Genomic DNA, 13,870 nt, shown 5'->3' on the forward strand with positions numbered 1-13,870 from the left:
GCGGCCGCTCCCGGGGGTGGTCCCGGGTCGCCGGGCGCTGTTCCCGGAGGTCCTTCGGAGGGCGGGCGGGCGTCGTTCCCCGAGGTCGTGTCCACAGCGTGTCCCTCCTGTTGTCCACAGCCCATTCGCAGCGGAGGGGAATCCTCTTAAGGTGAGGAGTATTGGCGGTACGGACGGTCGAGGAGGCCACAGAGTGAGCGAGACCAGCGGGACCAGCGGGACGAGCACGGGCCCGAAGCTGCGCGCCGAGCTGGACGGCGTCCCCACCTACAAGCCGGGCAGGCCGGCGGCCTCGGGCGGTCCCGTGGCCTTCAAGCTGTCCTCCAACGAGAACCCGTATCCGCCGCTGCCGGGCGTCATGGAGACCACGCTGGCCGCCGCCGCGAACTTCAACCGCTACCCGGACATGGCCTGCACGGGGCTGACGGAGGAGCTGGCCGACCGCTTCGGCGTGCCCGTCTCGCACCTGGCCACCGGCACCGGCTCGGTCGGCGTCGCCCAGTCGCTCCTCCAGGCCACCTCCGGCCCCGGCGACGAGGTCATCTACGCCTGGCGTTCCTTCGAGGCGTACCCGATCATCACGCAGATCAGCGGGGCCACCTCGGTACAGGTGCCGCTCACCGAGGGCGAGGTGCACGACCTCGACGCGATGGCCGCGGCCATCACCGACAGGACCCGGCTGATCTTCGTCTGCAACCCCAACAACCCCACGGGCACCGCGGTGCGCCGGGCCGAGCTGGAGCGCTTCCTCGACCGGGTGCCCTCCGACGTCCTGGTCGTGATCGACGAGGCGTACCGCGAGTTCGTCCGTGACACCGACATCCCGGACGGCATCGAGCTGTACCGCGACCGGCCGAACGTCGCCGTGCTGCGCACCTTCTCCAAGGCGTACGGCCTGGCGGGGCTGCGGGTCGGCTTCGCGGTCGCCCACGAGCCGGTGGCGGCGGCGCTGCGCAAGACGGCCGTGCCGTTCGGCGTGAGCCAGCTGGCGCAGGACGCGGCGGTGGCCTCGCTGCGGGCCGAGGACGAACTGCTCGGCCGGGTCGGCTCCTTGGTGGCCGAGCGCGAGCGGGTCCACGCGGGTCTCGTGGGGCAGGGCTGGACCGTGGCGGACACCCAGGCGAACTTCGTCTGGCTGCGGCTCGGCGAGCGGACCCTGGACTTCGCGGCCGAGTGCGAGCGGCACGGGGTGATGGTGCGGCCGTTCGCCGGCGAGGGCGTGCGCGTCACGATCGGCGAGACCGAGGCGAACGACCTGTTCCTGAAGGCGGCCGAGGGCTTCCGCAAGGAGAGCTGATCACTCGCTGGCGCGCACCGACCGGTGGTGGCGACCGGCCGGTGAAGCCGACCCGCACTGCCGCCGAGCGGCGGTCGACGCCTGTCAGGTGTCGGCGAGCTCCACCCGGATCGGGTCGCCGTCCCGCACGGTGGCCAGGATCCGGGGGTCGCCGTCCAGCGCGCCCAGGACGTTGCAGGGGCTCGCGAGCCGGCACTCCTCGCCCCGTGAGATCGGGGTGGGGCCGTAGGGGAGGGCGAGTGCGTCGCCCTCCGTCCAGAAGGCCACCGTGCCGGGGGCGACGACCTGTCGCGCCCCGTCCTCGACGGAGGCGGAGACCGGAGTGTCGAAGTAGACCTCCTCGCCCCAGGTCCGAGCGGTGGAGAAGATCGGGAGAGCCCCCGCGAGCGCTGTGCTCGTGGGGGTTTCCTCAAGGGTGGCCGTGGTGTGTCCGGCCGGCCAGACGATGCGTATCCCAAGGGTCATGCCCCGGATTCAACAATATGTTGAAGGTCCTGGGAAGAGGTGACCTTTGGTGGAGGGGACCCCGGCTGAAGGTACGGATTTCGTATGAGCAATAATGCTTGTGAATGTGAACGCGTTCACAAGCGTGTCATGGTTCGTCCCGTATTGGGTGGGATGAGCCGGGCAAACTGCCGATGTGACCACGGCGATGTAAGGAGAAAACGACGTGGACCTCGCTCTGGCGCCAGAGACCCTGGCGCGCTGGCAGTTCGGCATCACCACCGTCTACCACTTCCTCTTCGTCCCCCTGACGATCTCCCTCGCCGCGCTCACCGCAGGTCTCCAGACCGCATGGGTCCGCACGGAGAACGAGAAGTACCTCCGGGCGACGAAGTTCTGGGGCAAGCTCTTCCTGATCAACATCGCCATGGGTGTCGTCACCGGCATCGTGCAGGAGTTCCAGTTCGGCATGAACTGGTCCGACTACTCGCGCTTCGTCGGTGACATCTTCGGTGCGCCGCTCGCCTTCGAGGCGCTGATCGCCTTCTTCTTCGAGTCGACCTTCATCGGTCTGTGGATCTTCGGCTGGGACAAGCTCCCCAAGCGGATCCACCTCGCCTGCATCTGGATGGTGTCGATCGGCACCATCCTCTCCGCGTACTTCATCCTCGCGGCGAACTCCTGGATGCAGCACCCGGTGGGTTACCGGATCAACGAGGAGCGCGGCAGGGCCGAGCTCACCGACTTCTGGCAGGTGCTCACCCAGAACACCGCCCTCACCCAGTTCTTCCACACCATGACGGCGGCCTTCCTGGTCGGTGGCGCGTTCATGGTCGGCATCTCCGCCTTCCACCTGGCACGCAAGAAGCACATCCCGGTGATGCGGACCTCGCTGAGGCTCGGCCTGATCACCCTGATCATCGCCGGCCTCGGCACCGCCATCAGCGGTGACCTGCTCGGCAAGGTCATGTTCAAGCAGCAGCCCATGAAGATGGCCGCCGCCGAAGCGCTCTGGGACGGCGAGGCGCCCGCGCCGTTCTCGATCTTCGCGTACGGCGATGTCGACAAGGGCCACAACAAGGTGGCCATAGAGATCCCGGGCCTGCTGTCGTTCCTGGCGAACGACGACTTCAGCTCGTACGTCCCGGGCATCAACGACATCAACAAGGCCGAGCAGGAGAAGTTCGGCCCCGGCGACTACCGGCCCAACATCCCCGTCGCCTACTGGGGATTCCGCTGGATGATCGGCTTCGGCATGGCCTCGCTGACCATCGGCATGATCGGTCTCTGGCTGACCCGCAAGAAGTTCATGCTGGCGCCGGGGCTGCGGACCGGTGAGGACGAGGTGCCGAACCTGGTCCTGTTCAAGCGGAAGGCGCTCAGCCCCCGCCTGGGCAAGTGGTACTGGATCATCGCCCTCTGGACCATGGCGTTCCCTCTGATCGCCAACTCCTGGGGCTGGATCTTCACCGAGATGGGCCGTCAGCCCTGGGTCGTGTACGGCGTGCTGCGCACCCGGGACGCGGTCTCCCCCGGCACCACCACGGCCGAGGTGCTCACCTCGATGATCGTCTTCACCGCGCTGTACGCCGTGCTCGCCGTGATCGAGGTCAAGCTCCTCGTGAAGTACATCAAGGCCGGCCCGCCGGAGCTCACCGAGGACGACCTCAATCCGCCCACCAAGATCGGCGGGGACTCTCGTGACCCCGACCGCCCCATGGCCTTCTCGTACTGAGGCTCAGGAGATCGAGGCATGGAACTCCACGACGTCTGGTTCGTACTCATCGCCGTCCTCTGGATCGGCTACTTCTTCCTCGAGGGCTTCGACTTCGGGGTCGGCGTCCTCACCAAGCTGCTCGCTCGCGACCGGGTCGAGAAGCGGGTCCTCATCAACACCATCGGACCCGTCTGGGACGGCAACGAGGTGTGGCTGCTCACCGCCGGCGGTGCGACCTTCGCCGCGTTCCCCGAGTGGTACGCGACGCTGTTCTCGGGCTTCTACCTGCCCCTGCTGATCATCCTGGTCTGCCTGATCATCCGGGGTGTCGCCTTCGAGTACCGGGCCAAGCGGCCCGAGGAGAACTGGCAGCGCAACTGGGAGCAGGCGATCTTCTGGACCTCGCTGATCCCCGCGTTCCTCTGGGGTGTGGCCTTCGGCAACATCGTCCGAGGCGTGAAGATCGACGCGGACATGGAGTTCGTCGGGAGCTTCTGGGAGCTGCTCAACCCGTACGCGCTTCTCGGCGGCCTGGTCACGCTGACGCTCTTCACCTTCCACGGCGCGGTCTTCGTCTCCCTCAAGACGGTCGGCGACATCCGGATCCGGGCCCGGGCGCTCGCGCTCAAGCTGGGCCTGGTCACGGCGGTGGTCGCGCTCGGCTTCCTGATCTGGACCCAGGTCGACACCGGGGACAGCTGGAGCCTCGTCGCGATGCTGATCGCCGTGGTGGCCCTGGTCGGGGCGATCGTCGCGATCAAGGTGGGGCGTGAGGGCTGGTCGTTCGCGCTCTCGGGCGTCACCATCACCGCAGCCGTGGCGATGCTCTTCCTCGCGCTCTTCCCGGACGTCATGCCGTCTTCGCTCGACCCGGAGTGGAGCCTTACCGTGACGAACGCGTCGTCGAGCCCGTACACGCTCAAGATCATGACCTGGTGCGCGGCGATCGCGACCCCGCTGGTGCTGCTCTACCAGAGCTGGACCTACTGGGTGTTCCGCAAGCGGATCGGTACGCAGCACATCGCCGGGTCCCACTAGCCGGCCCTTTCCAGGGAGCATGTTTCACGTGAAACCGATCGATCCGCGCCTGCTCCGGTACGCCAGGGCAACCCGTGTGTTCCTGATCGCGGTGGTCGCGCTCGGCCTCGTCGGGGCGGCGCTGGTCATCGCCCAGGCGATGCTCATCGCCGAGATCGTGGTGGGGTCCTTCCAGAAGGGCCAGTCGGTTTCCGCCCTGACCACCCCCCTGCTGCTGCTCGCGGGCGTCGCAGCGGCACGGGGGCTGGTCTCCTGGCTGACCGAGCTCGCCGCCCACCGGGCGAGCGCGGCGGTCAAGTCCGAACTCCGCGGTCGGCTCCTCGACCGCGCGGCCGCGCTCGGGCCGGGCTGGCTCAGCGGCCAGAAGGCCGGTTCGCTGATCGCCCTCGCCACGCGGGGCGTGGACGCCCTCGACGACTACTTCGCCCGCTATCTGCCCCAGCTCGGGCTCGCGGTCGTCGTGCCCGTGGCCGTGCTGGCCCGGATCGTGACCGAGGACTGGGTCTCGGCGGCGATCATCGTCGTCACCCTGCCGCTCATCCCGGTCTTCATGATTCTCATCGGCTGGTACACCCAGGCCCGGATGGACCGGCAGTGGAAGCTGCTCTCCCGGCTCTCCGGGCATTTCCTGGACGTGGTGGCCGGACTTCCCACCCTCAAGATCTTCGGCCGGGCGAAGGCCCAGGCCGAGTCGATCCGCGCGATCACCTCGGAGTACCGCCGGGCGACCCTGCGCACGCTGCGGATCGCCTTCCTCTCCTCCTTCGCGCTTGAACTCCTCGCGACCCTGTCGGTCGCGCTCGTCGCCGTGACCATCGGCATGCGGCTCGTCCACGGCGAACTCGATCTCTACACCGGTCTCGTCATTCTGATCCTGGCGCCCGAGGCGTATCTGCCGCTGCGGCAAGTCGGCGCGCAGTTCCACGCGGCGGCGGAGGGGCTCGCGGCGGCGGAGGAGATCTTCGACGTCCTGGAGGAGCCGGTACGGGACGGCGGTGGGAACGAGGCCCCGGAGTCCGTACGGCTGGAGCTGACGGGCGTGACGGTACGTCATGCCGGGCGCACCGAGCCCTCGCTGGACGCGATGTCCCTGACGGTCGAGCCCGGGGAGACGGTGGCCCTGGTCGGGCCGAGCGGGGCCGGGAAGTCGACGCTGCTCGATGTCGTCCTCGGCTTCGCCGAGCCGGAGGAGGACGGTTCCGTACGGGTCGGGGGCGAGCCGCTCGCCTCGCTCGACCTGGAGGCCTGGCGGTCACGGATCGCCTGGGTGCCGCAGCGGCCGTACCTCTTCGCGGGGACGATCGCCGAGAACGTGCGGCTCGCGCGCCCGGACGCCTCGGACGAGGCCGTACGGGGAGCCCTGCGGGACGCCGGGGCCGACGGGTTCGTCTCGGGGCTGCCGCAGGGGCTCGACACCGCCCTCGGTGAGGACGGGGCCGGACTCTCGGCGGGGCAGCGGCAGCGGCTCGCGCTGGCGCGGGGATTCCTCGCCGACCGGCCGGTCCTGCTGCTCGACGAGCCGACGGCGGCGCTGGACGGGGAGACGGAGGCGGGAGTCGTCGACGCGGTGCGGCGGCTGGCGGCCGGGCGGACCGTGCTGCTGGTGGCGCACCGGCCGGCGTTGCTCGCGGTGGCGGACCGGGTGGTGACGGTGACCCGGACCGCCGCGGCCGTCACGGCCGGCGCGGCTCCGTCGGGCCCGACGGCCGACGGCGAGGACGCCCGTGACGCGGGTACGGAGCCGGAGCGCGGCGCCGCCGCGGAGGTGTACCCCCCTGTTCCGCCCCGTGAGGAACAGCCGCCCGCACCGGGCGGGTCGGTTCTCACCCGGGTTCGGGGCATGGCCGGGGAGCTCAAGGGGCGGATGGGACTCGCCCTGCTGCTCGGGAGTCTGGCGCTCGGATCCGCCGTGGGGCTCATGGCCGTGTCCGGATGGCTCATCTCGCGCGCCTCCGAACAGCCTCCCGTGCTCTATCTGATGATGGCCGTCACCGCCACGCGTGCGTTCGGCATCGGGCGGGCCGTCTTCCGGTACGCCGAGCGGCTCGTCTCGCACGACGCCGTCCTCCGGATGCTCGCCGAGCTCCGGGTCTCCGTCTACCGGCGCCTGGAGCGGATCGCACCCGCCGGGCTGCGCCGCACGCGCCGCGGGGACCTGCTCTCCCGGCTCGTCCAGGACGTCGACGCGCTCCAGGACTACTGGCTCCGCTGGCTGCTCCCGGCGGGCGCCGCACTCGTCGTGGGCGTCGCCTCCGCCGGGTTCACCGCCTGGCTGCTGCCCGAGGCCGGTGCCGTCCTCGCCGTGGGCCTGCTCGTCGCGGGTGTTCTCGTGCCGGCGGTCAGCGGTGCGCTCGCCCGCCGCGCCGAACGGCGGCTCGCCCCCGCGCGCGGCGCCCTGGCGACCGCCGTGGCCGATCTGCTGCGCGGCTGCGCCGAACTGACCGTGGCCGGCGCCCTGCGCGACCGGATCGAACGGACGCGGGCCGCCGACCGTACCCTCACCGGCATCGCCTCCCGGCAGGCCGCGGCCGCCGCACTCGGCGCCGGACTCTCGGCCCTGATCTGCGGCCTGACGGTCGCGGCGGCCGCGGTCGTCGGCGTCCGCGCCGTGGCGGACGGGCGGCTCGACGGGGTGGCCCTCGCCGTGGTCGTCCTCACGCCGCTCGCCGCCTTCGAGGCCGTCACCGGACTCCCGCTCGCCGTCCAGTACCGGCAGCGCGTCAAGCACAGCGCCGAGCGGGTCTTCGAGGTGCTCGACGCCCCCGTCCCCGTACACGAGCCGGCCCGGCCCGAGACTCCCCCGGCGAGCCCGTTCCCGCTCGAACTGTCCGGGCTCTCCGCCCGGCACGCAGGGCAGGACCGGGATGCCCTCGCCGACTTCCGTCTCACCCTGGACGCCGGACACCGGGTCGCCGTCGTCGGCGCCTCGGGCTCCGGCAAGACCACGCTCGCCCAGGTGCTGCTGCGGTTCCTGGACGTCGAGCACGGCATGTACCGGCTCGGCGGAGTGCCCGCCCGGGAACTCGACGGCGACGCCGTACGGCGGCTCGTCGGCCTCTGCGCCCAGGACGCCCACCTCTTCGACAGCTCCGTCCGCGAGAACCTGCGACTCGCCCGTACCGGGGCGAGCGACGACGAACTGCGCGAGGCGCTCCGCCGGGCCCGGCTGCTCGACTGGGTCGACGGACTCCCGGACGGGCTCGACACCCTCGTGGGCGAGCACGGCTCCCGGCTGTCCGGCGGTCAGCGGCAGCGCCTCGCGCTCGCCCGCGCGCTGCTCGCCGACTTCCCCGTCCTCGTCCTCGACGAGCCGGCCGAGCACCTGGACCTGGCCACCGCCGACGCGCTCACCGACGATCTGCTCCGGGCCACCGAAGGCCGTACGACCGTTCTCATCACCCACCGGTTGCACGGACTCGACGCGGTCGACGAGGTGCTCGTCCTGGACGAGGGAAGGACGGTGCAGCGCGGCCCGTCCGCGGAACTCGCCGAGGCGGACGGTCCCCTGCGCCGGATGCTGGAAAAGGAGCGGGAGACCGATCTGCTGGCCGTCGGCGCGGGCGCGGGGACGACCCTCGGGAGCGACCGGGAGCACCCTGGGCCGCGACCGTAGGCCTCGGCTGACTTTTCTCGCCAAATAGGACTTACTAGGCTCAAGCCCATGACCGCCGCAGCGTCCGACGCCCCGGACCCCCTGGAAGCCGCCACCCAGGCCACCCGCAGCCTCCAGGGGCTGTCCACGGAGCTCACGGCCCGCGTGCCGCAGCTCCTGGAAGCCATGCGCTCGGTGGGCACCGGGCTCGAACTCCACTCCACCCTCGACCGCATCTGCGAGACCGCCGCCGAACTCGCCGACGCCCGCTACGCCGCCATCGGCGTCGTCGACGAGGAGGGCAAGGGCCTCTCGGACTTCGTCACCTTCGGCGTCGACGAGGAGACGGCCCGCCGGATCGGGCACCGCCCCGACGGCCACGCCGGACTGCTCGGTGCGCTCATCCGCGACCCCCAGACGATCCGCCTCTCCGACCTCTCCGCCGACCCGCGCTCAGCGGGCTTTCCTCCCGGACACCCGCCGATGCGGACCTTCCTCGGCGTCCCCATCCGGGTCCAGGGCGAGATCTTCGGCAATCTGTACCTCGCGGAGAAGCGGGGCGGCGGCGAGTTCAACGACTACGACGTCCACATGGTCCGGGTGCTCGCCACCGAGGCGGGCATCGCCATCGGCAACGCCCGCCTGTACGAGGCCGCCCGCCAGCGCGAACGGTGGATCGACGGCTCCGTCGCCGTCACCACCGCGCTGCTCTCCGGCGGGGACGCGGACGACGCCCTCACGGTCGTCGCCGAGCAGGCCCGCCGCCTCGCCGACGCCGACGCGGGGATCGTGATGCTGCCCGCCGAGGACGGCGGCCTGGAGATCGTCGCCGTCTCCTCGCCCCGGCCCACGAAGTCACTGGGCGTGGTGATCCCGCCCGAGAGCGCCGTGGTGCGGCGGCTGCTCGACGGCGAGGCGGTCTTCGTGGCGGACGCCTCGAGGGACCCGCGCATGATCAGCCGGCTGACCTCCCCGTACGGCCCCAGCATGATGCTGCCGCTGCAGAGCGGCGGGCGGGTGCTCGGCGCGCTCGCCACTCCCCGGGTACGGGGCGGGCGCCCGTTCACCGAGACGGAGCGGACACTCGCCACCCAGTTCGCCTCGCAGGCGGCGCTTGCCCTGATGATGGCCGACGCACAGCGGGACCGGGAGCGCCTCGCCGTGTACGAGGACCGCGACCGGATCGCCCGTGACCTGCACGATCTCGTCATCCAGCGGCTCTTCGCCACCGGCATGATGCTGGAGAGCGCTCAGCGCCGGTCGATCGTGCCGGCCGTGCGCGAGGGTGTCGGCAAGGCCGTGGACGAGCTGGACGTGACCATCCAGGAGATCCGTACGGCGATCTTCGCACTCCAGCAGGGCCCCGCCGAGGCCCCGTCGGGGTTGCGTACGCGCGTCCTGCGGGAGATCAACATGGCGGCCGTGCCGCTGGGCTTCAAGCCAGCGCACCGCTTTCTCGGCGCGATCGACGCGACGGTCGGCGAACTCACCGGCAAGAACCTCATCGCCGCTCTACGAGAGGCGCTGTCCAACGCCTTCCGGCACGCGGAGGCGAGCCGGATCGAGGTGGTCGTCGACGCCGGCGTCACCCTGCCCGACGGCTCCGCCGGGGTACGGCTCGAGGTCGCCGACGACGGCATCGGCATCCCGGCGGGCGGGCGGCGCAGCGGACTGCGCAACCTGGCACGCCGGGCCGAGTCGCTGGGCGGCGCGAGCTGGTGCGGGCCGGGCATCGGGGAGGACGGCGGCGGGACGACGGTGGTGTGGGAGGCGCCGCTCTAGGAGTTCTGCGGTGCCGTGGTTCCGGCCGCGCGCAGTGCGTCGGCCACCAGCTGTTCGACGACGACGGCCACCCCGTCCTCGTTGTTGCCGACCGTACGGCCGGAGGCGGCGGCGATCACATCGGGGTGCGCCTCGCCCATCGCGTACGAACGTCCCGCCCAGCTCAGCATCTCGATGTCGTTCGGCATGTCGCCGAAGGCCGCGACCTCGTCGGACGTGATCCCGCGCTCGGCGCAGCAACGGGCCAGGGTGGACGCCTTGGAGACGCCGAGACCGCTGATCTCGATGAGGGCGGAGGGTCCCGAGCGGGTGAACGAGGCCCGGTCTCCCGCGGCCTCCCTGGCCAGCGCGAGGAAGGCGTCGGGGTCGAGGTCCGGGTGCTTGGCGAGCAGCTTCAGGACCGGGGCCGCGGCACCGGGAGCCTCCTCGAAGAGGAGCTTCTCGGCGGTGGCGACGGTCGCCCCGGGGTCGAGGTGGAAGGGCGGGTAGTGCGGCTCGTAGTGGATGCCGGTGGTGAGCTCGACCGCGAAGGAGGTTCCGGGCGCGGCGGCGCGCAGGGCCACGACGACGTCCATGGCGGCCGGCCGCTCCAGCGGGCGCACCTCGATGAAGGTGCCTCCGTCGTGGAGGTCGACGACGGCGGCGCCGTTGGCGCAGATCGCGAGGCCGTGGCCGTGGACGTGGTCGCTGACGACGTCCATCCAGCGGGCCGGCCGGCCGGTGACGAAGAAGACCTCGATCCCGGCCCGCTCGGCGGCGGCGAGGGCGGCGACCGTGCGCTCGGACAGGGACTTGTCGTCGCGCAGGAGCGTGCCGTCGAGGTCGGTGGCGATCAACCGGACCGTCGGGGCGGGCGTGCGCGGGGAACGGGGAGTGGTCACCGCACCATTCTTCCGCACCGAGCGCACGGGCGTGCGGGGAGCCGCACATATGAGTGGCCGGTTTTCGGGCGGGCCCTTCCCCGGCGGCCGGGTGCATACGCCCCGACGTGGCCGTAAACGTCCGTTCGTTTTCGGGCTGACGGGGAAGATCCCTGAGAGCTGATGACGTCTCAAGGGGGCGGGGCATGGGCTCGGGCCGGAGAAACGACGAGTGCGACTCCTGCGGTGCGCCGTACGGGACATGGGTCCCGAGTCTCGGCATGCTCCTCTGCCCGCGGTGCGAGGGAGCGGGCGCGGCGCATCCCGTCCGTGACCCGGTGCTGGTGGGGGACGTCCTGGCGGGTCTGGTCGACGCCGCGTCGCTCGCGGCGCGCGGCGGCGGCGTCGTGCGGGACATCCGCTTCGGGGAGGCGATACGGGACGTACGGCGGGCGGCCGCCGGGGTGCCGGAGCCCCGTTCCGGGGGATCCGCACCCTCCGGACCGGGAGCGGCGGGGCCGGCCTCCTCCGCCTGTCGGCGGTGCGGGGGTCGCGGCGCCTGGCACCGGACGGTGCGGGGCCGCTGGATCATGATCGAGCCCGGGGAGCTGACCACCGCCGCCGTCCCGGCGGGCAGCCGGTGGCGGGTCGCGGGGGACGGCACCGCCGTCAACCTGGGTTCCGCCGTGCCGTCGGACACGTGCCGGGTCAGCCACTTCGACGTCTGTGCGGCGGGTCCGGAACCGGTGGGCTCTCCTGTCCTGCTGGCCCTGTGGCGCGGCCACGCCCGGCGGATCGCCTGATCCACCGGGAGAGCACCGCGGCGAACGCACGCCGAGGTCGTCCGCGGTCGGCGCCGGCTGACCGGACGCCTCCGCTACCAGACGCCTCCGTGACCGGACGTCGCCGTCTGCCGGGTAGCGCGTCCGCGACCGTCCGTCGTTGTCGGCTGACCGGAAAACGCCGGCGTCGGGTGCCCGAGCGCCGGCGTCGGGCCGTCAGCCCAGCTGGGCGAGCGCCTCCGTGGCGATCTGCTCGAAGACCTGCTGGTCGGCGGCGAAGTCCGAGTCCGGGATCGGCCAGTGGATCACGATCTCGGTGAACCCCAGCTCGCGGTGGCGCCCCGCGAAGTCGACGAACGCGTCCACGGACTCCAACGGGCGGCCGCGGTCCGGCGTGAAGCCCGTCAGCAGGACCTTGTCGAGCTCGGCCACCTCGCGTCCGGTGTCGGCGCACGCCTTGCCGAGCTTCTCGATCTGGCCGCGCAGCGCCGCCACCGACTGCTCCGGGGTGCCTTCCTCGAAGATCTTCGGATCACCCGTCGTCACCCAGGCCTGCCCGTACCGGGCCGCCAGCTTGAGTCCGCGCGGGCCGGTCGCCGCGACGGCGAACGGCAGGCGGGGGCGCTGGACGCAGCCGGGGATGTTCCGGGCCTCGTCCGCCGAGTAGAAGGTGCCCCGCTGGGTCACCGCGTCCTCGGTGAGGAGTCGGTCGAGCAGCGGCACGAACTCGGCGAAACGGTCGGCACGCTCCTTCGGCGTCCACGGCTCCTGACCCAGTGCGGTGGCGTCGAAGCCGTTGCCGCCCGCGCCGATGCCGAGGGTGATCCGTCCGTCGGAGATGTCGTCGAGCGCCATCAGCTCCTTGGCGAGCGTCACCGGGTGGCGGAAGTTCGGCGAGGTCACGAGCGTGCCGAGTCGGATCCGCTCGGTGGCCGTGGCCGCCGCCGTGAGGGTGGGCAGGGCCCCGAACCACGGGCCGTCCCGGAAGGTCCGCCAGGACAGGTGGTCGTAGGTGTAAGCGGCGTGGAAGCCGAGTTCTTCGGCCCGCTGCCAGGTCTTCTGCCCCTCGCTCCATCGGTGGATGGGGAGGATCACCGTACTCAAGCGCATGACTGCCACGATACGCGCGGGAGGTTCAGCGGACGTTGCGGTTCATCCAGGGGGTGAGGGAGGCCCCGGGGACGAGTTCCTTGTACGTCTCCTCGCCGGGCAGCGGGACGACCAGCCACCAGCCGGGAGGGAAGAAACGTCCCTTCACGTGGGCGGTGCCGCCGTGGACCGCGCGGACGAAGGCGGGGACGGAGTCGCGGGGGACGTCCGCGAACTCGATGCCGTCGACGGTGATCCGGGCATCGTCCTCGGGGAAGATCTGGACGGTGACGGAGGGCGAGCCGCCCAGTTCGACGTAGGCCTCGTGCGGCAGCGAGCCGTCGTCGTCGAGAACGGCGAACGCACCGGAGGACGTACGCCGGGACGTCTGGTCCGCGCCGATGTCCTCGGACACCGTCATCTCCAGGTTGAACTCCTGGGCGAGCGTGCGGATCGCCACGACGGCTGCTTCGGTGCTGGGCAGGTGCGGGTGAGCCATGGAAGCGATCATGCCTCAGCCGGTCCGGTCAGGGCAGCCTTTGCCACCGACCGGTCTGCCACCGACCGGTCTGCCACCGACCGGTCTGCCACCGACCCGTCTGCCACCGACCCGTCTCAGCCGGGAAAACGGAGGAACTCCGGCGGGACGCTGTCCGCGAGCCAGACCCCGTTGGCGCTGACGCGGAAGACGTGCCCGGCCCGGTGCATCGCGCCGGCGTCCACGGCGATCACGACCGGACGGCCGCGGCGTGCGCCGACCCGGGTCGCGGTCTCCCGGTCGGGGGAGAGGTGGACGTGGTGGCGGGCCATGGGGCGCAGGCCCTCCGCCCGGATCGCGGGAAGCACCGCGGCGACCGTACCGTGGTAGAGGTACGCGGGCGGTTCCGCGGGCGGCAGGTCGAGGTCCACCTCGACGGTGTGACCCTGGCTGGCGCGGATGCGGGTTCCCTCGACGGCGAAGCGCTTCTTGTCGTTGCTCGCGACGACGTGGTCGAGTTCCGCGCGGGTGACCGGGAAGTCGTTCCGGGCGAGCGCCGCGAGCAGCGCGTCGATCTCGGTCCAGCCCTGGGGATCGAGGACGAGGCCGATGCGTTCGGGCTGGTGGCGCAGGTGCTTGGAGAGGTATTTCGAGATCTTCACCGTCCGGCGTTCGTCCGGCGGTTGCGGTCGGGGCTCTTGTCTGGTCATTCCGTCAGGATGGCGGAGCCCGGATCGCCCGGCCATTGATTTTGGTACACAGGTTTGATCCACAGCCAAAGTGAGTTATCC

General features: G+C 71.4%; 11 protein-coding genes. 6 read left to right on the forward strand and 5 right to left on the reverse strand.

From position 1 onward, the window contains the following. Positions 1 to 193 precede the first annotated feature (193 nt). Positions 194 to 1,297, forward strand: a complete 1,104-nt coding sequence (hisC, locus tag ACZ4XX_RS04895) for a histidinol-phosphate transaminase (RefSeq protein ID WP_468506544.1) — start codon at positions 194 to 196, stop codon at positions 1,295 to 1,297. Positions 1,298 to 1,381: 84 nt separating this feature from the next. Here hisC and ACZ4XX_RS04900 read toward each other — a convergent pair whose 3' ends face one another. Further along, positions 1,382 to 1,762, reverse strand: coding sequence for a cyclophilin-like fold protein (locus ACZ4XX_RS04900; RefSeq protein WP_468506545.1), 381 nt, complete (start codon positions 1,760 to 1,762; stop codon positions 1,382 to 1,384). A 205-nt stretch (positions 1,763 to 1,967) separates the two neighbouring features. Between ACZ4XX_RS04900 and ACZ4XX_RS04905 the strand changes: the two genes are divergently transcribed. The 4 genes from ACZ4XX_RS04905 to ACZ4XX_RS04920 are packed head-to-tail and all read left to right on the forward strand — an operon-like array spanning position 1,968 to position 9,870. Then, a complete protein-coding gene (locus tag ACZ4XX_RS04905; RefSeq protein WP_468506546.1) occupies positions 1,968 to 3,476 on the forward strand; it encodes a cytochrome ubiquinol oxidase subunit I in 1,509 nt (502 codons plus the stop codon). An 18-nt stretch (positions 3,477 to 3,494) separates the two neighbouring features. Then, entirely contained in the window at positions 3,495 to 4,496 is a 1,002-nt protein-coding gene (cydB, locus tag ACZ4XX_RS04910; RefSeq protein WP_468506547.1) for a cytochrome d ubiquinol oxidase subunit II, read from the forward strand. Positions 4,497 to 4,524: 28 nt separating this feature from the next. Further along, on the forward strand, positions 4,525 to 8,109 hold the full coding sequence (gene cydD, locus ACZ4XX_RS04915; RefSeq protein ID WP_468506548.1) for a thiol reductant ABC exporter subunit CydD: 3,585 nt from the start codon (positions 4,525 to 4,527) through the stop codon (positions 8,107 to 8,109). A 48-nt stretch (positions 8,110 to 8,157) separates the two neighbouring features. After that, positions 8,158 to 9,870 carry a GAF domain-containing sensor histidine kinase gene (locus ACZ4XX_RS04920; RefSeq protein WP_468506549.1) on the forward strand — a complete coding sequence of 571 codons (1,713 nt, stop codon included), beginning with the start codon at positions 8,158 to 8,160 and terminating at the stop codon, positions 9,868 to 9,870. Here ACZ4XX_RS04920 and ACZ4XX_RS04925 read toward each other — a convergent pair. Then, positions 9,867 to 10,751, reverse strand: coding sequence for an HAD hydrolase family protein (locus tag ACZ4XX_RS04925; RefSeq protein ID WP_468506550.1), 885 nt, complete (start codon positions 10,749 to 10,751; stop codon positions 9,867 to 9,869). The two genes, ACZ4XX_RS04920 and ACZ4XX_RS04925, sit on opposite strands and share 4 nt — an antisense overlap. Before the next feature lie 260 nt (positions 10,752 to 11,011). Between ACZ4XX_RS04925 and ACZ4XX_RS04930 the strand changes: the two genes are divergently transcribed. Beyond that, complete coding sequence (locus tag ACZ4XX_RS04930) at positions 11,012 to 11,533, forward strand: DUF6083 domain-containing protein (protein WP_468506551.1); 522 nt, start codon at positions 11,012 to 11,014, stop codon at positions 11,531 to 11,533. Between the two features lie 195 nt (positions 11,534 to 11,728). Here ACZ4XX_RS04930 and ACZ4XX_RS04935 read toward each other — a convergent pair whose 3' ends face one another. From ACZ4XX_RS04935 to ACZ4XX_RS04945, 3 genes are all read right to left on the reverse strand, one after another. Further along, positions 11,729 to 12,622 (reverse strand): LLM class flavin-dependent oxidoreductase, encoded by an 894-nt coding sequence (locus ACZ4XX_RS04935; RefSeq protein WP_468506552.1) that lies wholly within the window; start codon positions 12,620 to 12,622, stop codon positions 11,729 to 11,731. 25 nt (positions 12,623 to 12,647) lie between these two features. Next, positions 12,648 to 13,100, reverse strand: a complete 453-nt coding sequence (locus tag ACZ4XX_RS04940) for a hypothetical protein (RefSeq protein ID WP_468506553.1) — start codon at positions 13,098 to 13,100, stop codon at positions 12,648 to 12,650. Between the two features lie 116 nt (positions 13,101 to 13,216). Continuing rightward, positions 13,217 to 13,789: an RNA 2'-phosphotransferase gene (locus tag ACZ4XX_RS04945; RefSeq protein ID WP_468506554.1), complete on the reverse strand. Its 573-nt coding sequence runs from the start codon at positions 13,787 to 13,789 to the stop codon at positions 13,217 to 13,219. Positions 13,790 to 13,870 lie beyond the last annotated feature (81 nt).

The sequence above is a fragment of the Streptomyces sp. NPDC029956 genome (genome assembly GCF_055574655.1).